Annotated in this window: 19 protein-coding genes and 2 pseudogenes; 5 read left to right on the forward strand and 16 right to left on the reverse strand. The window is 44.3% G+C overall.

What is annotated here, in order from left to right; all coding sequences use genetic code 11:
- Nucleotides 1–314: 314 nt before the first annotated feature.
- The 15 genes and pseudogenes from cas2 to JCM15124_RS11295 all read right to left on the reverse strand — a co-directional run bounded on the left by cas2 (nt 315) and on the right by JCM15124_RS11295 (nt 14,653).
- A complete protein-coding gene (gene cas2 / locus JCM15124_RS11240; RefSeq protein WP_024999481.1) occupies nt 315–785 on the reverse strand; it encodes a CRISPR-associated endonuclease Cas2 in 471 nt (156 codons plus the stop codon).
- Nucleotides 786–876: 91 nt separating this feature from the next.
- Nucleotides 877–1,284 (reverse strand): hypothetical protein, encoded by a 408-nt coding sequence (locus tag JCM15124_RS17115; protein WP_306303137.1) that lies wholly within the window; start codon nt 1,282–1,284, stop codon nt 877–879.
- Nucleotides 1,285–1,331: 47 nt separating this feature from the next.
- Entirely contained in the window at nt 1,332–1,892 is a 561-nt protein-coding gene (locus tag JCM15124_RS17120; RefSeq protein WP_306303138.1) for a CRISPR-associated primase-polymerase type B, read from the reverse strand.
- A gap of 2 nt (nt 1,893–1,894) precedes the next feature.
- Nucleotides 1,895–2,871, reverse strand: a pseudogene (gene cas1, locus JCM15124_RS14255) (CRISPR-associated endonuclease Cas1).
- 439 nt (nt 2,872–3,310) lie between these two features.
- A complete protein-coding gene (csx2, locus tag JCM15124_RS15515; RefSeq protein ID WP_084609074.1) occupies nt 3,311–4,978 on the reverse strand; it encodes a TIGR02221 family CRISPR-associated protein in 1,668 nt (555 codons plus the stop codon).
- Nucleotide 4,979: 1 nt separating this feature from the next.
- Nucleotides 4,980–5,978 carry a Card1-like endonuclease domain-containing protein gene (locus tag JCM15124_RS11260; protein WP_024999483.1) on the reverse strand — a complete coding sequence of 333 codons (999 nt, stop codon included), beginning with the start codon at nt 5,976–5,978 and terminating at the stop codon, nt 4,980–4,982.
- 2 nt (nt 5,979–5,980) lie between these two features.
- Nucleotides 5,981–7,687, reverse strand: coding sequence for a TIGR03986 family type III CRISPR-associated RAMP protein (locus JCM15124_RS14260; RefSeq protein ID WP_036885409.1), 1,707 nt, complete (start codon nt 7,685–7,687; stop codon nt 5,981–5,983).
- 12 nt (nt 7,688–7,699) lie between these two features.
- Nucleotides 7,700–8,116 (reverse strand): TIGR04423 family type III CRISPR-associated protein, encoded by a 417-nt coding sequence (locus JCM15124_RS14265; RefSeq protein ID WP_036885413.1) that lies wholly within the window; start codon nt 8,114–8,116, stop codon nt 7,700–7,702.
- A complete protein-coding gene (locus JCM15124_RS11270) occupies nt 8,094–9,476 on the reverse strand; it encodes an RAMP superfamily CRISPR-associated protein (protein WP_024999484.1) in 1,383 nt (460 codons plus the stop codon). The genes JCM15124_RS14265 and JCM15124_RS11270 overlap by 23 nt, the downstream gene beginning before the upstream one ends.
- The gene (locus tag JCM15124_RS11275) at nt 9,473–10,912 is read right to left on the reverse strand and encodes a hypothetical protein (RefSeq protein WP_024999485.1); all 1,440 of its coding nucleotides are present in this window, start codon (nt 10,910–10,912) and stop codon (nt 9,473–9,475) included. The genes JCM15124_RS11270 and JCM15124_RS11275 overlap by 4 nt, the downstream gene beginning before the upstream one ends.
- 3 nt (nt 10,913–10,915) lie before the next feature.
- The gene (locus JCM15124_RS11280; RefSeq protein ID WP_024999486.1) at nt 10,916–11,467 is read right to left on the reverse strand and encodes an RAMP superfamily CRISPR-associated protein; all 552 of its coding nucleotides are present in this window, start codon (nt 11,465–11,467) and stop codon (nt 10,916–10,918) included.
- A gap of 8 nt (nt 11,468–11,475) precedes the next feature.
- A complete protein-coding gene (locus JCM15124_RS14270) occupies nt 11,476–12,969 on the reverse strand; it encodes a Cas10/Cmr2 second palm domain-containing protein (RefSeq protein WP_036885415.1) in 1,494 nt (497 codons plus the stop codon).
- A 3-nt stretch (nt 12,970–12,972) separates the two neighbouring features.
- Nucleotides 12,973–13,641: a CRISPR-associated endonuclease Cas6 gene (locus JCM15124_RS11290; RefSeq protein WP_024999487.1), complete on the reverse strand. Its 669-nt coding sequence runs from the start codon at nt 13,639–13,641 to the stop codon at nt 12,973–12,975.
- 98 nt (nt 13,642–13,739) lie between these two features.
- Nucleotides 13,740–13,940 carry a hypothetical protein gene (locus tag JCM15124_RS16030; RefSeq protein ID WP_156930715.1) on the reverse strand — a complete coding sequence of 67 codons (201 nt, stop codon included), beginning with the start codon at nt 13,938–13,940 and terminating at the stop codon, nt 13,740–13,742.
- A gap of 182 nt (nt 13,941–14,122) precedes the next feature.
- The gene (locus JCM15124_RS11295) at nt 14,123–14,653 is read right to left on the reverse strand and encodes a hypothetical protein (RefSeq protein WP_024999488.1); all 531 of its coding nucleotides are present in this window, start codon (nt 14,651–14,653) and stop codon (nt 14,123–14,125) included.
- 595 nt (nt 14,654–15,248) lie between these two features.
- Between JCM15124_RS11295 and JCM15124_RS11300 the strand changes: the two genes are divergently transcribed.
- The 5 genes and pseudogenes from JCM15124_RS11300 (at nt 15,249) to JCM15124_RS11320 (ending at nt 20,700) form a co-directional block, all read left to right on the forward strand.
- Entirely contained in the window at nt 15,249–15,899 is a 651-nt protein-coding gene (locus JCM15124_RS11300) for an NAD(P)-dependent oxidoreductase (RefSeq protein WP_024999489.1), read from the forward strand.
- A 547-nt stretch (nt 15,900–16,446) separates the two neighbouring features.
- Nucleotides 16,447–17,522 (forward strand): annotated as a pseudogene (locus tag JCM15124_RS14275) (alpha/beta hydrolase).
- A gap of 72 nt (nt 17,523–17,594) precedes the next feature.
- The gene (locus JCM15124_RS16235) at nt 17,595–18,245 is read left to right on the forward strand and encodes a cyclophilin-like fold protein (protein WP_024999490.1); all 651 of its coding nucleotides are present in this window, start codon (nt 17,595–17,597) and stop codon (nt 18,243–18,245) included.
- Nucleotides 18,242–19,099: an AraC family transcriptional regulator gene (locus JCM15124_RS11315; protein WP_051527384.1), complete on the forward strand. Its 858-nt coding sequence runs from the start codon at nt 18,242–18,244 to the stop codon at nt 19,097–19,099. The genes JCM15124_RS16235 and JCM15124_RS11315 overlap by 4 nt, the downstream gene beginning before the upstream one ends.
- A 530-nt stretch (nt 19,100–19,629) precedes the next feature.
- Nucleotides 19,630–20,700 (forward strand): CotH kinase family protein, encoded by a 1,071-nt coding sequence (locus tag JCM15124_RS11320; protein ID WP_084609075.1) that lies wholly within the window; start codon nt 19,630–19,632, stop codon nt 20,698–20,700.
- Here JCM15124_RS11320 and JCM15124_RS16775 read toward each other — a convergent pair.
- The coding region (locus tag JCM15124_RS16775) for a hypothetical protein (RefSeq protein ID WP_232220174.1) at nt 20,620–20,830 on the reverse strand (211 nt) is incomplete at its 5' end. The two genes, JCM15124_RS11320 and JCM15124_RS16775, sit on opposite strands and share 81 nt — an antisense overlap.

Here is a 20,830-nt window from a genome sequence, read left to right on the forward strand (position 1 = left end):
AAAGTTACACATTATTTTCAGAAAGTCAAAGAGCGTTTGGTTTATTCTTACTTAAAAAGAACAACACTCAAGCGACGGAATTGCTTCCGAACTTCGCGGGAGCGATTGGTTTATTCTTACTTAAAAGAACAACACTTTAGTTAATTCTTACTTAAAAAGAACAACACTCAAGCGACGGAATTGCTTCGAACTTCGCGGGAGCGATTGGTTTACTCTTACTTAAAAGAACAACGCTTTGGTTTATTCTTACTTAAAAAGAACAACACATTGGTTTATTCTTACTTAAAAGAACAACATTTTATAGAGCTGCGCGCCTAAAAGAACAAGGTGTTGCGCGAGCGAATGATGATGTCTACACTGATGTCTTCGCCAATTACCTTCATTGCACGAAGTTGGTCGGTGGAGACGGGGCAGACGATTATGCTGTCGTGGTTGTCGTAGAGCGACTGCACCTCGGTAAGGTCAGCTTTAATTTGGTCGTAAACAGCCTTGTCAAGGTCGGCAAGGAAGATGGAACGCTGAATGCGAGTACAGCCTTTGCGCTCCAAGTATTTGGCGATATGATAGCGCACCTTGTCGCTTTCAATATCATACATAACGAAAAACAGCATATTGGTGGCAGGGCGGGTGGGTTTGTTTACTACTCCCAATAGAAAGTCTACCCGCTCTTGCAGGGTCGGCATTGTGCTGATGTCTCCCACCTGTCGATTAACGACGGGCGACTTCTCTACGCCGGCTCTATGGAGCTTGCGCAGGATTTCGATGTAGGGAATGGACTTACGCATTTCTTATTTGGAGTTTTGTTTCGATAATTCGATAATTAGAAAGAGAGGTTCGACTGCTATACACTTTCGTGCAACAATTGCTTCTGTGGCTTTACTTCAGGAGGAAGGTTCTTACCAAGTCGGCAAGCAGGTCGTTCAGTTCCTCGTTGGTTCCGAGCCGTGGCGAAACAACGACGCTGAATCCCTTTTTACCATAGAAAAGGTTTATTTCGGCTTCCCGCTGTCCCAGTCGGGCACGGATTTTCTTTGCATACTGAATGTTAATTATTTCCGTTACTTGCAGACCTGCTTCTTCAATGAAGAGCTTTAGATCGGCTATGATTTCGTTGAGCCGTTCGGGAACATACGCAACACGTTTCTCGGCTGCAGGGCGCGCATTCGGATTAAGCTGTTGCCGAATAAGATTCATTATTTCCTTGTCGGGGTCTTTGGGGCGAGGTGCCTGTTCTTCCTCTTTATTCCGTGCCATCTTGTCGTGCTCTGCCTGCTCGTTCTTCATCTTGAAAATGGAATCGGGGTTGGTCTCGTCGATGTAAGCCTTGAAGTCTACGGGCGTGCTGTTCGGATTGTAATAGGCATCAGGTCGATGCTGACAAAGCAGGCACGCGAAACATCTGATGTTTTCGTGTCGGCAACCTGCGTAAGATTATGGCGCATGGCAAAGGTTGCAGCAAATGCTTTGTAGAAGATGGAATACAGTCCGGCATCGTAGCAACGTTCCTTGAGGCGAAACATAACCTTCAGTCCGTCTTCACCGGGCGAGGCGAAACACATCATAACCTGCTCGTCCTTAATGATGTCTTCGCGGACAGACTTCAACGAAAGTTGCTTGGACGACAGATGGTCGAAATCGAGAATGAAGCTCTCGGTATAAGCAAAGTTCTCCTTACGCCGGAAAGCCGGATTGAATTGTCCACAGACGAAGTAGGGTAGTTTCCGTTTCAGTTGGCTATACGCATTCCGGTCCATACTGTCGATGATGCGCAACCGGTGTATTGTGGCTGCAATGGCAGGCTTGGGATTGCGCAAGCTGTTATAAAGAAACTCTTCGGGTATCTTTTGCAGTTTGTCTGCCGATGATTGTATGTTGGTTCCGAGTAGTAGCATGGTTATTTCTCCTCTTTGAATTTCTGTGCAAGCGATTGTACATAGAGCGATAGCAGCGTGAGACGAGAACGGGTAACACCTCTGACAGTAATCACCTCGTCCATATAATCGTTGAGCGATTGGATAAGGACACGACGCCCAAGTGCTTCGAGCCAATAGGAGCCATCGGCACGAACAGAATAGAATTCTTCCGTGATTATGTTCTGCGCCAGCAGCGTATAGACAACATAATCTACCCAGATGCGATACATTTCTATTACATCATACACAAGTACGGGGCGATTGTAGTCGTCGCGATGCAACACACCGATGTATGGGTCGATACCGGCCTTTATAAGTGCTCCTTCTATTCTGCCGTAAAGAATGCCGTAGCCATAATTAAGAAAAGCATTGGCAACGTCGAGCGCAGGGTGCTGGGAGCGTACTTCGAAGCGGAACTCTTCGGGAAGGAAGGTATTGATGGTGCTGAAATAAATGCGCGAAGCCTGCCCCTCCCAGCCGCGAAGCATCGGGGCTATATCGTTCACGATGTCGCCATCGAGGGCACGTATCTTGTTGCGGTAGTCTTCTAACCGGGCAATGTTCTTTTCGGTAGGCACATCGGGTGGTCGTCTGTATTGAAGAGGAGCATTAGTGCTTGTTGGTTTTCTATCTTCTTCAGCAACACTTCTTTTATCCAATCGACGGCATTGTGCGAGTAAGTAAAGTTCAGCTGTCCCTTGCGTATGGTGGATATGCTGCCATACTTCGGACTCCATATTCGTCCGATAGGATTTCCCGACCTATCCATGAACATTACTTCTATTTCGCGTTCAATGGCCAGCATTACGGCATCGCTTGTAATCTGTGCGCCACGACTGATTTGTATGCTGTCTATGCCGACGGCAGGTATGCGCTGCTTGCCGTCAGCCGTACTGATGACGAAGCCCTCGTTGTCGCGATTTAGGGAAACGCCGTATGTGTTAAGTATCAGTTCCATAGTTCTGAAATTTCATTGTTGATTTATATTGTCCGAACTCGTTTCTGTTGCCAACCGTTGCGCCACGAAAAATAGTGGGCAACATGAAGGCGATGAATAGCATGCGTTATGGCATAAATACGTAAATATTTTTCGCAGACACAACCCTCGCTTAAGTCTTTAGTTTTCAGTGCATTACAAAACCTATTGTTTTGCGTTCTTAAACCGTAGGTTTTGCACGGTAAAAGCGTAGGTTTTGCGTTGTAAAACCTACGGTTTCGCAACGTCAAAGCGATTATATCACTTTTTAACAGAATTATCTTTACAGAATTAAACCGAAAAACGCTCATAGTTTCATCAGAAGATTTGCTTAAAAACATCTGTGAGGTTACTTTGCCTGACCTGTTTTCTTATGCCGAACTTACGTTATTTTATAGTGTGTTTACAGAAAGCCTTGCACTCAATATTCCCTGAACCGAACAAAGGAGAACCGTGTCAGCTTTTGGTCGGTGTCCGTTTCTTGCACAATACGTTCGGTGGTGGAAGCAACGCAGCGAATGCCGTGCGCTTTCAGTTGTTGAACCACATTGTAGCAGAAATTCATTTCGCCCATAATGTGCACCGTAAGTCGGTCTGTTGGATAATGCTCTACAATCTTTGCGACATAATCCGTAGCCAGTTCCTGCACTTCGGTGTTTGTCAGTTCCGGACCGATGTTCGGGAAAGCTATTTCGACCGTCTCTCCATATTCCTGCGCTGCAGCAAGTTGTGCGGGAGTCCACATGGCGAGAGGGTGGTTGGAGAAGTTAATGAACATCTTGCGTTCGCTTTTTGCTCTTTCTATATCAACACCTTGCAATATCTTTTTAATTTCACCATAATTCTTATCGAACTGCTTTATAAAATCTTTATCTCTTTTTTTGCCATGGTTGATAGTGTTGCGGTCGTTAGCAAGTTTGCTATAGCTTGGGTACAAAGCTTTCACTACATCTTCTTCGGAACGAAGCCGATTAAATAAAGCCTCAAGTTCTTTATTCGGATTACTATATTCCTTAATTTTCGTATCCAATGAAAGAAGTGCAGATATAAATTCGCGACAATCTTTATCGCTTTCATTTTGCAGCAGTTCATTTTTAGAAAGGATTAAATCCTGCACTTTGCTGATGGTCAGTTCCCTTGCCAAGGTATATGCCTGTTGAATCATACCGAACCGCCTTGTCCAATCGATGGCTGCCTCTACATTCTTATCAGTATTATGAGGTTGGAATGTACTTATTTCTTCCTCTACCTTTGTTAACAGCTTCTTGTGTGCCTCGGTAAGGTGTGCTGAATCCTTGATAGACTTTACAAGCGTCTGCAATTCTTTTGCCAAATCGCCCTTCTTTATGGTGTCCATATCGCAAGTTGATATTGCGGTATCGAATGTGTTCATTTTATTTCTGGCTCTTATTATATCTTGACTAAACTTCCCTTTTCCTTTGACGGATTTCATAAGGTCGGATAGCGTAGTCATTTTGCCATATTGGTGCAAGTTATTGGCTGCAGCAGATAGTTCCTGCAAACGAATAATGCCGGTGAGGTCGATTACAGGGGCAATTCTATCTTCTACAGGCATCTTACTTACTTCTTGGGTCGGTCCCAACTTATCGAATGCTCCATAATATACAGCCATTAGGTTTGTTCCTTTAAGATAATGGGCATAGTTGAACAAGATGGTGGAGAACATGGGAATAGAGCGGAAGGTGTGGGTTACATCGAAATAAATGTTATCGCCTTTCTCCAATTTGCTGTAAACACAATTGAAGATAGACCATATATCTTCTTCTGAAAAACCTTCTGCAATTCCAACCATTTCTATCTGTACAGGCAAGTTCATTTTGCGAAGCCGTGTAGACAGTCCTTCTGTTTCAGTATTTTGATGACCATTGTCTAACCAATTCTTCTTCTCTGAATCTTTGGTGCAGAATATCAAAATCTTATCTTCCTGTGTCCATTGTTTGCACAAAGAAGATATTAGCGTTTCTTGGATAAAACGCACGGGGTGTGATGACTTTTCTCCATTGAAGGTGTAATACGTCTCTACATAGTTGCTAGTACCAAGAAATGAGACAAAAACTTTACGTTCCATATTATAATTCTATTTTTGATTTTGAAAGTTGTAAACCTGAAATAATGTTGCGCACACCGAGAATCTTCATTCGCTTTTCTATATTGGTGTGCGAGTCCGGAGAGAGACTCTCCATGTTGTGCAGTGTAAAAATGTAGGGGCGCACATTCAGTCCGAAATCTTTGCTGACGGCTGCAAGCTTGTATAGAACAGTTTCTATCCTCTGCTGTGGTTCTTTATTTGGTCCGTGCATACTTACCTTACATTCTATAATATATAAGGTGTTCTCATACATGAAGGCAACATCAATTTCATTATCGTTATTCTGTGAGTCGTCTCTGTATATCTTCAAAGACATGGCTATGTCTTCGTCCGGCAAGTTTAATTCCTCTTTGATGCGTAAGTAGGTGTATTCTTCAAACCATACACCGGAATAATACCGCCTGTCGGCCGGCTCAGACTGCTTATGGGCATTGAAGATTTCCTTAGACAGTTTGAAGCCTCTTGTTTTTTGTTTCTCAAAAAATCTAAAGGTTTCCTCTTTGGTTTTCAGTAAACTGTTGTCGCAATCGAATTGTAAACCATAGAGCGAAAAGTATTCTTTGAGCGAGACGCGGTACTGTAAAGGGAATGGCTGTTCGTCCTCTATATTACAATAGCTGTTCTTGCCTATTGGAATATAATAGAACGAACTCTTGAACTTGCAGAAGAACGCATATACCATGAGCGACATAATTTTTGTACCACCCGTAAGATTAACAATGTAATGTACATCGTCGGCAAGTTGGGCTTTCTGTAGCGATTGCAGCCCTTTTTGATACAGGTCGCTTTCAACAATAATTCGGGGCACACTGCACTTTTCTTTGCCGAGTGCTTCCTCCAGATGTTCTGCTATCCGCTTCTCTTCCACATAAGGTGTTCCGATGAATAGCAGCTCGTTGAATTGTCCCCGCATCTCTTTAATGAAGAGGTAGTTGGGAACAAGATGGTCGCTTAAGATGGAAACCAGTATTTTCTTCATACTTATTTTATTGGTGTGAAATCTCTGATTGATTTTTTGTCTGACTTTATAATCTCAAATTCACTCTTCTTCTTCTTCTTCGTAACCGGATCTTCGTTATCGAGGCGTGGATAACGAATGGGACGATCAGAGTTGTTGCCGGATGCTAACCGAACAAGGACTTGCAGATAATTCTGATATTCTTTTTCTTCGATTCCTGCATTGCTATACAGCTTCTTATAGAACTTTTCTATCAGCGTATCCAAATCCAAGCAAGTATGTCCGTCTTGATTGGGTTCCAACTCACAATCCAGCTTCTCAAGTTTCATCTTGCCATAACCGAAAGGTTTAGCATATCCTAAGGAATGGTAACACTCTTTGTGATTGCAAAAAGTAAGAGCAGCGAGCAAAGCACCAACTTCATGTGGAAGAAGGTTATGAACGTGTATCTCTGTTGTAAAGCCGGCACCGGCCTTCAAGGGAATAAACGAAGATGCACTCTTGACCTTGTTGTTGTTTCCCTTCTTTGCATTGTTCTGTATTAAGTAACGCTTCCAACCTGATATGACAGGGTTGTCCGATGCTAACGTTTTCAGTTCCTTTCCCCTCTCTTGTTGTAAATAGAACGGATAATAAGTTGGTTTGGGAGAACCAAGAATAAACGTCTGTTCACCTTCTCGCTCTGCATTCATTATAAAGGCATTTGAGAAACGAACTCGTCCACGAAGGCTTTCCCCTTGCTGCCGGTTGTCTCGTGAGCCGACATAACCAAAAAGAGCTTGCGACATATCAAAGCTGTTTTCTTTATGGGCTTTAGGCAGACAGTCGTGTATGTTCTTCTGATAAGGCATACGATAAAGAAAAGAAAATCCAAGGTCTTTCACAAACAAAGCCTCACTTTCGTCTTTTTCTGATCTGTAGAAGCAAGGAGCAAGCCCTTTATAACCATTTGCTTTAAGTTCGTCCCAACTATTGAAGTTGCGCATCTCCCGTTTCCAGAAAGCCCAGCTTTCATTTTTGTTTTCCTTTTCATGTATGAAACGGAACTCTTTGAATTCTTTATCTCTCAGCGGAATGATTCCGTTTTCGTTGATAGAAGCAGGAAGTGCAAAGTCGTACTCATGCTTCTTGTTGCTCATAAAGCCGGAAAAGAACCAATAGTGGTAAAGATTGTCTTCCGTTGGGAAAACATACCCTTTCTTCAACATCTTGTATTTGGCTTCAGCTGACGTACCTTTACTAACATCTACACCCTCTTCTTTTTTAATATCCTCGTAAGAAACCTTCCAATTATAACAAGGAATAACATAATACTTTCCTTTCAGAAGGATAAGGAAGCCGCTCTTAGGTTCCTTGTTTTTAAGTTCATAATCATCGCTCTTCAAATCTCTCATACTGAACCGTGAGTTTTCTGAAAGACACTTGAGATTAGACAAGGTTATAATATCAAAGACCGAGCGCACCATTCCTTTGATGGAAGTAGACGGTACGAAATATTTATTGGCAATGTTGCAGTTCTCTTTATCTTGCGACTTGACACAGAAAGGAGTTTCAGCCTTGAAAGTCGCTATTATCTTGCCTGATATTCCATTGCTGAAGGGAATATCATTAGCAAACATAAAGCGTTCCTTTTCTTCCTTGCTGTAATTGAAAACATGGTCGATTACAGGAACGAAACTATATGGATTATAGAATTCTTCTGTTAAATGCACTTGTGATTGCTTTCCCATTACTTTTTCCTCCTATTCTTTAAAACCAATAAATACTTCTTTCTCTACTTCGAGCACGTTCATCTCGAGGCAGGCGGGGTCGGGCTGTGGAATCCAGTAACGCAGGAAACATGCCCGGCGTGCATGGTCGTTGTTCCTGCACAGTGTGAGATATGATACTCGGTCTATTGTGGGATTGTCCGACTCAATATCCTCCGGCTTTACCTCATTTTTATATATGTGGCATTTCCCGTCTATATTCTTGATGCTGAAAGATAAGCCTTTCTCTTTATTATATAGATAGCCTTCTACAACAAAAGGATTGTTGCCACAAAGCAGTTCGCGCTCAACGAGCTTTGCCGGACAGAATGTGCGAGGATGGTGTTCGTCGCTAAGCCACAAGTAGCCCTCGTAGCGAAGGTTAAAATCAATGTTTTGCGTTGTATTCATAGATGGTTTCTTGGTTTTTAGTTAAACTTCCTGTAAATGTTCCGTTCCCTCGGTTTATACCGCCACCGAGTGGCAGACGCCCGCGGCAGATGTCTTTCATTGCCTCCTCGAAAGCCTCTATTGCCTCGTGGTTTGTAACGGAATGGCTCAGCATCAGGCTGAGTTCTATCTCCTCGTCTGTAGTAGTATACAATACTTCTTCGGAAAACAGTGCGCCATCAACGGCTCCACCCGTGAAGCGGTCTATCTTCACGTGGTTCAGTACTTTCGTTTCAAGCGAAGCTTTCTTTTCTATTGTTACATCAGAGAAGAGCACTTTTCCGCGCGACTTCTTTTTATCCTTGTTATTGCCTTCCGAACCGAAAAGAGCCAATACAGCATCGTTAGCCTTTCCCGTATATGCTTCTAATTCGTCTTGGGCTATCTTGTCTGCAAATGCTCCCTGCTTCTTGTTGTAATGGTAAGCCGTGCGATGCGACAAAGCTCCTTTTACGGAAGAAGCAGGAATAAGAATTACGCAGTCTCGCTGAATAATGTCGGCTTTGTTATCGTCGCTCCATACTATCACAGGTTCGCGAACAAAGGTCATATCCGAATGTTCATCGCCAAAGCCCGAACCAAAGAACATAAAGTCGGTGGGGTGAAGTTTCAGCGTATAGGTTGTATTGTCTGATTCCTGTTGGTGATTGACTGAATATGGCTTGAAGCCTTCCCACTCCTCGGCAAGCGAAGACGATTTGCCAAGATACAATTTCAAGTCTTCAGAATTGATAAGGTTGAGGCAGCGTTGCCGGATTTCCTTTACAGCTATTTTGCCGAAACCGTTCCTGCTGCCACTGCCAACGCGGAAACTGTCCGATAGCATGGCTGTCAGTATTTTGTCCATCAGTTCTTGGCAATCTTCTTCGCCCATCAGTTCCATTTCAAAGCAGAAACGTGCACCTTTAGGAACAATCTCTTCGTCGAACTTTCCATTCTTCACCGCCGTACCGCGATGGTCGATGCGTACATGTTGGCGTATGGGTAGCTCGTGGCACAATTTCACTATCGAGTCTTCTGCCTCTACGCCAAGTCCATCAACAGGTGTGCCATTGGCAGAAAGCAACTTAGCTTCAGAAAGAATCAGGCGCGAACCTTCTCCTTCTTTCTTTTCCTGAAAGCCCATATACTTTTTTTGCAACTCGGTAGGTAACGTGTGGCGAATGAGCCCTGCCAATGTTGTGGCAGGAATATAAGGTAGAAAGTTCACGTCTCTTACCACAGTGGCATCGGTCTTTATGTTTTTATTTCCGCTACCGATAGCCAGTGGTGTTTCTGCCTGTAACACAATTCTTGTCAGTAATCTATATGTATTCTTCATTTTTCGTTCTCTTTAGATTTACAAATCTTTGCCATCTCCGAAGCAAGGTTGATAACAGCCTCTTGCAAGTTTCCTTTGTTTTCTTTCAAGAATTTATCAAGGTGCATCTTTCGTTGCTGCTCTGCCCATTTATCTGCGGCAACGCCATGCGTAAGATACGACTCGATATTCTGCTTCAGTTTCTCTTCATCAGCATAGACCATTGCAAGGTTGCGAATACTGCCCCACTGCGATGCGAACTGTTCTTTGTTAAACTGTTCTGCATTTCTCTCTACAAAGGTGTTCACTCGTTTTATGGTTTCATTCCGGTTCGTATATTTCTTTTGCTGCTGTTTAAGATATTCTATCAAAGGCGTATTAACAGCTACGTGCTCTACTTTCTTGTACCGGTTCTCTTGCTTTTGGAACTTGAATACAGAATGTCCACTCTCGTCAGCCTGAAGGAATACTGGATTATAGATAACTCTTCCGAACCCTTCGTTCCGATAACTGCCCACGGTTTCTACTGTTGGCACAGCTCCGCTTGTCTTGACAAGAAACACACTTCCCTTTTCTATTCCGCAGCGGTCGGCATCAAAAGCCTGCCGTTTGTAATTCCATGGCGCATACTGAAAAGTACGAATTTGCGACAAAGTCCAATCTATCTCAGCATCTTTGTCCGTTATTCCTAAATCTATTGGTTGAGGCCGGAAGGTGCTATTGCCCTTTTCATCGAAGAAGATGAGACGGCTGTCGGCATAAACGGCAATATAGGTTTTGCCTTGAATCGTAATGAGACTGTCCGTGCTTTCGGCCTCTTCAAAGGCTTCTTCGCTGATGTTTACCCGGCCATACTGGGCAGAACGAGAGCGTCCCACATGGTGATGTCCCGAAAGTGCCTTCACAATGTCCTGTCCGAACTCCACAGCTTCGTCGTCAATCTCTACCGTAAAATAGGTTACAAGTCCCTCGCACAATGCTTCGTAGCCAAACAGATTTTCGTCTTTTGCGCGACGTTTATCGCTGTCGTAAGCCGACTTGATGGAAAAATCTTTGCTTACTGCTACCTTTGTTGCTGTATGTTCTTTGTCGAATACATAGAAGCCTACGCGTGCTTGTTTCAGTTGCAGTGTGCGGATTGCTGCATTTTGTTTCAGAAAATGGTGTATGTAGTTTTCCTCTTTTATACTACTCAGTTTCGGATAGAACAAGGATGCAGGCACGTGCAGTCCGCGTATTCCGTTTATTGAGGGGTGGGCATCGCCAAAGCGTACTTGCCCGCTGTGGAAGATGGTCCACGCCTCTTTGTAGCTTTCCTTATATAATTGTGCAGCAGCAATGCCCAGAAAGTTGTTGCCGGGAATGAAATCCAGACATCTGCGTTTTCCTTCTGTTGCCGGCGAGTCGTTCAGAACAATATCCGACAACAACTCGCATCTGAATTGAATTTTCTTCATAGCTTAATTATTTTTCGTTATCTTGCATCGTCCAAAGCCTCTGTTGCGTCCCAGTCCAAGACGTTTAATCCAACTAAAGGCGCATGTCAGCACCTCCACATCGTCTTCGTTTACATTCATCACCTTACCGTATAGGGTACAGGGAACGCTTGTTTCAACCTTTCTGAGCGAATGGTCAAGGGCTATTCCGGCATCGTCAATGGCAGTCGATGCTATTGATGTGTAAAGATGGGCTTCGAGTTTATTGTCGATAATAGTTGCCCGCTCTTCTTTGCTGATGGTTGCGTCTGTAAACGAAGCTTCGCTTCTGCAACCAAAGTTGTCGTCGTCGCCGCCCTGCCCAAAGAGCCGTTTAATGGTTGTATCTTGTACATCAGAGAACTGCTGTAGCATGGTTGCAGCCTCTCGAAGCAACCCTTTAATGGTGCGCCCGGGCACATAGGGCAGCTTGTCCTTGTCTTTAATCACTAACTCGTCTATGTCGGCACCGGCAGCCAGTCCTGAACCGCAATGCCAGTTCGAGAAGAATGTTATCTTATATTCTACATCTATCATACCTTTTTCTACTTTGTTTGTTGGTTCATAATTGTGTGGTAAGCCAGAATGTCGTAAGCAGGGAAAGTCTTTTGTTTTTCCTTGCCGTCTACAGTGCGATGGTATGTAAGTTTTTCTATCAATTTATGCTTGCTCTCATTCAATGTTTTAAGGCGTTTCAATCGCTGTTCGGCTTTACCTTCGTCTTCGTGCATCAGTGTAAGCCACCGGCGAATGCCCGTCCTGATACCTTCTGTTTCTTCGCCCGTTATTTCCTTACTTATTGTGTTCAGCTCGTCGATGGTGTAATAGCCTTCAGGTAGCTGTTTATCGTTCAAGTAGTAAGGACCGAAGCAGAACGAGTTCTTCCTGTTATTTTTTGCGTCTTCCTCTGTTTCCCTGTAAACTATCTCGAGTTCGCGTTCCACTATTTCTTCGTATTTCATCACGAACGAATCCTGCACCTTGTGGAACATCAGGCACGATGGTGCCAACTGTTCGTTGTGTGCCTTTGCGTCCTTTTTGGCTGCTTCGCAAAGTTGCTCGGCAAGTTGGTAGCCATAATAAAAAGGATATGACGACTTGATGAATGCTACACCGGCACATGCCGTGAGTTGTGGCATATCGGCTTTCTCCAGAATACGCTTCATTTCGCCTTCTCCCGTGTGCAGTTCAAATTGTTTCATAAACTCCGTTACATACGCTATGGCCAAGTCGCCACGGATAATAACGGTCATGTCGTCGCCGCCAAGAACAATCGGGCGAATAGGTATAATGCCTTTCCAGCCGCCTTCGGGTTTGATGGCTCTGAAAGCATCGTTGGCTGCTGCCCGCGTTGCCTTGTCCAACTCGTGAGAGAACTGCTTGAAGTCGTCTTGGTTGCTGCCAATCTTCCGTACCACTTTTCCCAGTCCGTTGCCATCTGCGTGGATAACGGCAATCCAGTCATTCTTTCCCGTCATCATAGATACGTCATGCGAAATAGAGTTTGATTTTACCGCCTCACCAAAGTTTTTCTCGCAAAGTGCCTTTGTCCGGTTGTAGCTTTTCTTTGCAACCGAAGAGGCATCGAGCAATTCTCCATCTTCTTCCTTAACGACAGGCAACCCCGTTTGTGGAGAACGCTTCAGTCCGAGCCTGCCGGTAGTAATGCTTTTCGCTACCTTGTTTCGCTGCGCATGCAGTTTCTTATCCAATTCGTTTACTGCCTGCATGAAGTCATTTTCTATTTCCACTACAGCCTGACTGATGGTAATGCCCGGTGCTTGGGTCATTACTTCCTTCGGAAAGTTCAGCACGACTTTCTCGCAGTCTGCTTTGTCGTCGAAGATATACTTCACATTACCGGCTGCCGATATAATGCAGTTATCGTCGTTCCATTTGTCTCCAACGGTTTCCTTGAAGAGTTGGGTACAAATATGTTCTACGAGTTCACTTGCTCCAACGATGTCTTTCAGTTCATTTGTCTGAAAGATGAACTGTTGAATGCCTTGTACGGATGCACCGTATAGATATTTTTTCATAAGTTATTGGTTGTTTGGTTTCTTTTTAGTTAGTACTCCTGTTCCCATACTGCTGTGTTTCCCCAATCCGATATATTCGGGTAGCAGAATGTTTGCCTTGAAGGTTATGTTCAGACTTGTCAGCCGCACCCCTTTGTAAATGGCAGTGCGGTTGGCAGTATAGTCGGTAATGATGGGTTGCAATCTGAAGTCAATACGAATATTCAGCCCTTTCAGCATGGAAAGAATGTTTCCTGCGAGAATCCGTTCCAGCATCTGAATGCGTTCGGCAATGCTGTCGATGGCTTGAAACTTGCGATAGTTATTTTCGTTCAGAGCTAACCAATTGTTCAAGCAGTAAGTAATGGGCGGCAGTGCCTCGCCGATGTCCACCTCTTCGGCATCAATGCGTTCTATTCGCAGTGCCACCTTTCGTGTGCCCAACATAATGTTGAAGTCGGCGCGGGTCAAAAACTCGCTTATGGCTTCGACGCCTTCGCCAATGCAAACAATAGCAGCCTTGCCCTCGATGCGTTTATACTGTATCAGTGGATAGGCATAGCGCAGGGTAGTCCCGTTATGATTGTGGAAAAGAATATTGCTCGATGGTATTGCTGCAACGATGGCACCCCGAAACTGCGACAATTCTGAGTGGCGAAGTGGCATATCGAATATTATGGTTAATGTTTTCATTCTGATGAATAGGTTTTTATTATAGTAGTAATCGCAAAGATACTAAAATATTTTCATATTTAATCTATAGTGGCTTGATTTTTTTCTATTTGTAGCAATTATTTCATAAGTAGGTGTTCATAATTAATTGACATTGTATTTACGACTATTTTCCGGTCAGTCTGCCGTCTTGAAGAAAGAGTGTAGCGGGCTACACGACTGATGAAAGGCGACAGAATGACGGAAAAGAGACGTGAAGACGATGGCAAAGTGAAAGCATAAAAGATAAAAGCAATATAGATACGTTTAATTTTGAACACCTACTTATTATAGAAGTTTTTGTAACTTCATCGTAAATCTACCGGCTGCCTCCGGCTGCTTATTGACTGTTTACAAAAAAGCCGTGCATCAATGTGTCTTTGCACATTGATGCACGGCTTACTGTCTTTTAAATTTGTCGAACTCGCGTATTTTAGCAATGCTGTTTTAGTCCGAAACGCTTTTAGCTTTCGGGCAATGTCAGTGGTGTACTGAAAGTAATGCTTGTCTTTTTGCCCTGTACGATGTCAATCTTGCCATTATATGCAATATATTTTTCGTCGTATTTCATATCCGGACTTGCACAGTAAACTTTCAGTTGGTAATTGCCCGGCAGCAGTTTGCTCATCTTGAAACTCACGTCGTACTTGCAAATACAATCGGCAGACGCTTCAAGAACATTGTGATAAACAACAAGGGTAATTTGGTTGTCTTGGTTGGCGACCTTTACATAGATGCTCTTTGCCGCGCAGTTGGCTACCACATCTTCGAACGAACATTGTGCAACGCCGTCTTTTCCCAATTCAATATTGAGGATTGTAGCCTTTGCCATATTCTCTTCATAGTAATCACTGCGTGTTTCTTCTTTCGACAACGTTGTCTTGCAAGCCGAGTTAGCCACATCGTAAACTTTCAACGCATCAAGGGCAACGTTCTCTGATGAACATGCTGATAAAGCAATAAGACATATCAGACTGTAAAATACTTTTTTCATAATAAGATGAATTAAAATGTTATAACTATTATATGAACGCAATTTTAGTCGTATAAACTTCTCTGAAGGTTGTTTTGTCGGCTACTCTTACAAGTGGTCGTTAGCATTATGTACTTTCCAAAAGTAACATTTATTTATTTTAAAAAGGCGGTTTGCTCCCAAATACTGCATGGTTTAACATTCTTTTATTACATTTTGTGGTTTTTTACCGGTGTTTTCAATCAGCGATAAAGATACCATCATCTTGTAAAGACAATTCTTTAAAAAAATGATGGTTGTGTTTTGGCGTTGCAAAAGCGTAGGTTTCGCATTGCAAAACAGCCGCTTTGGGAACGCAAAACAATAGGTTTTGCAATGCGTTTATAACAAGCGAATTACACAATACCTTCGTTTCTGAAGAATGTTTACAGGTTTATGAGCAAGTCGTTATGTTAATGTCGGTTAAAGATAAAACGGACAAATGCCGAGTTTTACACATTTCCTACTTTTTTGTAAGTAAGCCACAATCTTGTGCCTTCTTGTTTTCATCAAATCTTTATATTAACTTTGCACATGTAAACAAACAACAAACAGAAAACTAAAAGATAGAAAGATTATGGCAAAAGTAGTATTAATTGGTGCAACAGGTTTCGTTGGTTCAGCCATATTGAACGAGTTAGTAGAACGCGGACACGAGGTAACGGCAGTGGTTCGCGATGTAGAAAAACTTCCAAAGAACGACCTTATCAAGCCTGTAAAGGAAGATGTAGGAAACGAGGAAGCCATTGCAAAACTGCTTGAAGGCAAAGATGCTGCCATCTCTGCATACAACCCGGGCTGGAATAACCCGAATATCGCACAGGATACCATCGTTAATTACCGACACATTCTGGCTGCCGCAAAGAAGAGCGGCATCGGCAGACTGCTCATCGTAGGTGGTGCCGGAACACTGTTCTGCGCTCCGGGCGTGCGCGTTATGGAAACAGGCGTGCTGCCTAACGAAATTTTCAACGGTGTGCTTTCGTTAGGATATGTCTATCTCAACATACTGCAGAACGAGAAAGAACTCGACTGGGTGTTCTTCTCTCCGGCAGGAATGTTTGACGAAAAGGGAGAGCGAACCGGCAAGTTCCGCCTCGGCAAGGACGACCTTGTTGTTGATGCAGAAGGCAACAGCCACATTTCCGTTCAAGATTATGCCGTTGCAATGGCTGACGAACTGGAGAAACCTGCTCATCACAGAGAGCGTTTCACCATCGGATACTAAGGATATGCGGAAACAGCTTCAGGCTTTTTGAAAATCCATAAGGCGGTTGCCCTTGCTGCGTGCAGGGGCAACCGTTTTTTTTACCCCAATCGCTCATTAGCATCCTTTACCGGTTTTGTTAGATTGTCGAGCAGCTGTGCCGGCTGAAAATTCCTCTCCCTCCAAAGAAAGCCCAATGTATTGCAGTTCTAACGAAAAACATTTCCCTTGAGTTCTAAAAGAATAAAAAATGTCAAATAGAAAATAAAAATGAGCTTTTCAGTAAACGTTGGTAAGGGATTTATAAGTATCTTTGCACTATCAACATAACAACAAACGAACAGACGATACGCAAGAACGTTTTAAATAGTAGAGAAATAGAACCGAGCAGATATGCCGGTGGTATTAACAAGAGCTACGGAAAATGTGTAGGTGAGTGGGTTGTTGAAATGCCTTGCAAATGAATAGGGCGGAGAAGATGCCGGGCATCAGCCGCAAACCTTGCAGGCATAAGGTTCGTAACCCGATAGATGAAAATCAAGCAGATAAATAATTAGGAAGAAATAGAATGAAGAAAAGAACAATTTTGCTGATGTTTTTGGGCTTTAACGCCCTTATGGTATCGGCACAGGATAAAGGATTAGGTATGAAAAAGTATGAAGAAGCAAAGATTGTAAAGCAAGAACTGCAGCTTACCGGCGAATGGGATAAGAAGTTTCCAAAGAGCAACAAGGTGGAGCACAAGAAGGTAACCTTCGTAAATCGCTACGGTATCACGCTGGCAGCCGACATGTATGTGCCCAAAAACGCCCAAGGCAAACTCCCTGCCATTGCTGTAAGCGGTCCTTTCGGAGCCGTGAAGGAACAGTCGAGTGGGCTGTATGCCCAACAAATGGCAGAGCGTGGCTTCCTAACCATTGCTTTCGACCCCTCGTTTACAGGAGAGAGTGGCGGTCAGCCGCGTTACATGTCTTCGCCGGACATCAATTCGGAGGATTTCTCGGCAGCGGTAGACTTTCTCAGCGTGCAGGATAATGTGAATGCAGAGCGTATCGGCATCATCGGTATTTGCGGCTGGGGAGGCATCGCCCTCAATGCCGCTGCCAACGACCCACGCATCAAGGCGACAGTAGCCGGCACGATGTACGACCTGACCCGCGTATCGCAAAACGGCTATTTCGACCAAGGCACAGCCGAACAACGCTACGAAATGCGCAAGGCGATGGCACAGCAGCGCATCGAAGACTATAAACGCGGTCGGTATGAGCTGCAAGGCGGCGTGGTGGAAGAAAGGAAAGAAGACCTCCCTTGGTTTGTAAAGGACTATTTCGACTACTATAAGACCGAACGCGGCTACCACCCTCGTTCGCTCAACTCCAACGGTGGGTGGAACAAGGTTGGCGGACTCTCAATGCTCTCTTTCCCTATGCTCTATATGGCAGGTGAAATTCGTAATGCCGTGATGATACTCCATGGCGACAAGGCTCATTCTTTTTATATGGGAAAAACCGCTTACAGCAAGCTCACGGGCGACAACAAGGAACTCTTGGTGTACATGGTGCAAGCCATACCGACTTTTACGACCGGTTGGATAAAATTCCGTTTGACCGATTGGCAGAGTTTTTCACTAAAAATCTGAAGTAATAAAAACATGTCAGCTACTTGCAGGTATTCTCTCTACGAATAGCTGCAAGTGTGTTGAATTTAACCCCTGCAATGATGAAAAAGATAGTATTCCTCTTTCTGGTTATTCTTAACATCGGTTTATCGTTTGCAGCCTGCATTCCGAAAGATAACAACGTAACGTTGGGAAACAACAATAATAATGATGCGATGACAGATAACAAGATTGCAATTTCAGTAAACGGACATCAACTTACCGCCACCCTCGTAGATAATAGTTCGGCACAGGCTCTCGTGGAACTGCTCCGCAAGGGTGCCGTAACGGTACAAGCGCATGAGTATGGCGGCTTCGAGATGGTTGGAACCTTACCTCAGTCGCTGCCTCGCAACGACGAACAGATAACAACCACGGCAGGCGACATTATCCTTTATCAAGGAAACAGTATATGTTTCTATTATGCAAGCAACTCGTGGAACTTCACTCGGCTGGGTCGCATTGACAACGCTGAGAGCCTGAACCTCAAGAATATCTTCGGTTCGGGCAGTGCTACGTTTGTTCTTTCTCTTCCGGAACCTACTGCCGTGAACGGAATGACAGCGGAAAACAATGCGAAGAAGACGGAAGTTTATAATGCCGAAGGGCAGCTTATCGCCTTTTCGACCGATAACATCGGGCACGGTGTCTTCATCGTAAAAGAGACGTTGGCTGACGGAACGACAAATACAAGGAAGGTAAAATTATGATAGTGGAAAAAGAACATGACGCACAGAACGAGAATACGGTATTCAATTACAACAACGTGTTCTTCAGTTTGTTCTTCGATAACGACCGAATGTGCGTGCATCGCTGTGCAGAATTCGGCTTGAACTATGTGCTGTCGGGCGAGATGATGCTTGATGAGGGAGGCAGACAGTTGCATGTAGGTAAGGGCGAATGCGTCTTCGTGCCACGCGACCATACGCTGACGATGTATAAACAGCCGAAGAACGGCGAGCGGTATCAAGGTATCTTCGTAACGTTTACACGGGAATTTCTCCGCCAAATGTACGAAACGGTGGGGGCAAGTAAGATTTCGCCGACCACTCCTCGTATAGAAAAAGGTGCCATCAAGTTGCCCCAAACAGTAGAATTGAAGAGCTTTTTTGTGTCGCTTGAGCCTTACTTTGACGGTAAGACGAAGCCCGGCGACGACATTATGCGGCTCAAGCAGCAGGAGGCCCTGCTTGCTCTCTTGCACATTGACCCTCGTTTTGCTCCTACGATGTTCGACTTTTCCGAGCCTTGGAAAATAGATATTCTCGACTTTATGAACGAAAACTACATGTACAACCTCACCATTGAGGACATGGCGCATTATACCGGTCGGTCGCTTGCTACTTTCAAGCGCGATTTCAAGAAGGTCAGCGACACCACACCCGAGCGTTGGCTGACACAGAAACGTTTGCAGAAGGCATACGAACTTATCCGGGAGGGCAATCAGAAAATGGTGGATATTTGTTATAAGGTGGGCTTCAAGAACCCTTCGCATTTCTCCACGGCATTCAAAAAACAATATGGCATAACGCCTGCAACGGCTTGCGAACAGTCCCTGCCGTAATATTGTGCAAACCATCGGCATATAGTGTAACAGGCAGTCGGAACGGCGCAGCATCTTTGTATAAAGGTGAGCTCGGCATAAGAACGCAGGTTAAACACGTAATCTCGCAGATGTTTTAAACCCCAATCTCTGATGAAATAATGAAGAATTTTCAGTTAGATAATGTAAAGATAATTCCGTTAAAAAGTGATATAATCGCTTTGGCGTTGCGAAACCGTAGGTTTTGCGTTGTAAAACCTACGGTTTAACCGTGCAAAACCTACGGTTTTACAATGCGAAACAATAGGTTTTGCAATGCGCTGACAATTAGGTGGTTACGCAATACATGTCGTTGCGAAAAATGTTTACGTTTTTATCGTCTTTTTTCCGTTGATGAATGGCGTAATTTCGGTACGATAGATTTCAAATATTAGTATGATGAAACAGTTGTTTATCTCATTCCTTTTCGCATTTATGCCTATCGTTTCTTATGGGCAGCTCCCCACGGTTGTCATCACGACAGTCGATGGAAAGGACATACTGACGAAGGAATGGCAGGACGAATGCACCATAAAATGGTCGGAAAAGTCGGGCGAAATGGAAAGCAAGGCGAAAATCAGGCTCGTGGCAACAGCACGTTCCGACACCCGAAAAAGCCTTTTGCCATACATCTCGCCGAGCCGCTGTCTCTCTATGGCATGGAGGCGTGTTCCGATTGGCTTCTTATTGCCAACTTCATGGACCACAGTCTGCTTCGTAACGCGCTGGCTCTGACAATAGCGCAAAGCCTTTCCGTCCCTTATACATCACGTTTTCAGAACGTCAATGTGGTGATAAACGGCGAGCCCCGCGGGTGTTACCTCCTTTGCGGAGGGGTAGATGTTGCCCCCGTACGAGTGGAAATACCTGATGGCGGTTGGCTTATTGAGGCAGACAACTACGAAGACGACAATGCCTTCTTCCGTTCGGCTTTCCGCCAACTCCCTTTCCACGTGCGCTATCCTAAAAATGCCGACGCGTATAAATCGGAAGCCATAGCATCTATGATTGCTCTTGTGGAGCAGTCGCTGTATAAAGACAACGATGGTAAATGGCAGACGCTCATCGATATGGACTCTTTCGCCGACTGGTTGATACTCCACGAGCTGTGCATGAATGCAGAGCCGAATGGTCCTCGTAGCTGCTATATGCTCTTTGACGGCAATAAGATTAAAGCCGGTCCCGTATGGGACTTCGACCTCTCTTTCAACCCGGTCGGCTTGGATTCAGGCGGAGATATTCGCCCATACCGTTTCCATCGTAAAGATGTGGTGGAACTAACGGAGGACAGTTCTTTCTGCAGCAAGGCATTATGGTACGATATGTTATTGGCAAACAGCCACTTCAGAAATCATCTCTCTGCCCGATGGCAAACTATTCGTTCATCGTGTGTAGATGCACTTGCTAAGATTGACAGTATGGCAAAAGAGATGTATGCCGATGCCATTGCCGACCAAGCGCGATGGGGGAGGTTGGATCCAGCCCGCTTTGACATTGCCACATCATGGCAGGAGGCTTACGACACCCTCCGTTCCACCTATCTTCATCGTATAGAATGGACAGACAAATATATTAATAAGTAGGTGTTCATAATTAATTGACATTGTATTTACGGCTATTTCCCGGTCAGTCTGCCGTCTTGAAGAAGGAGTGTAGCGGGCTACACGACTGATGAAAGGCGACAGAATGACGTAAAAGAGACGTGAAGACGAT

The sequence above is a fragment of the Prevotella falsenii DSM 22864 = JCM 15124 genome, from assembly GCF_000613945.1.
In the GTDB taxonomy this organism is placed as follows: domain Bacteria; phylum Bacteroidota; class Bacteroidia; order Bacteroidales; family Bacteroidaceae; genus Prevotella; species Prevotella falsenii.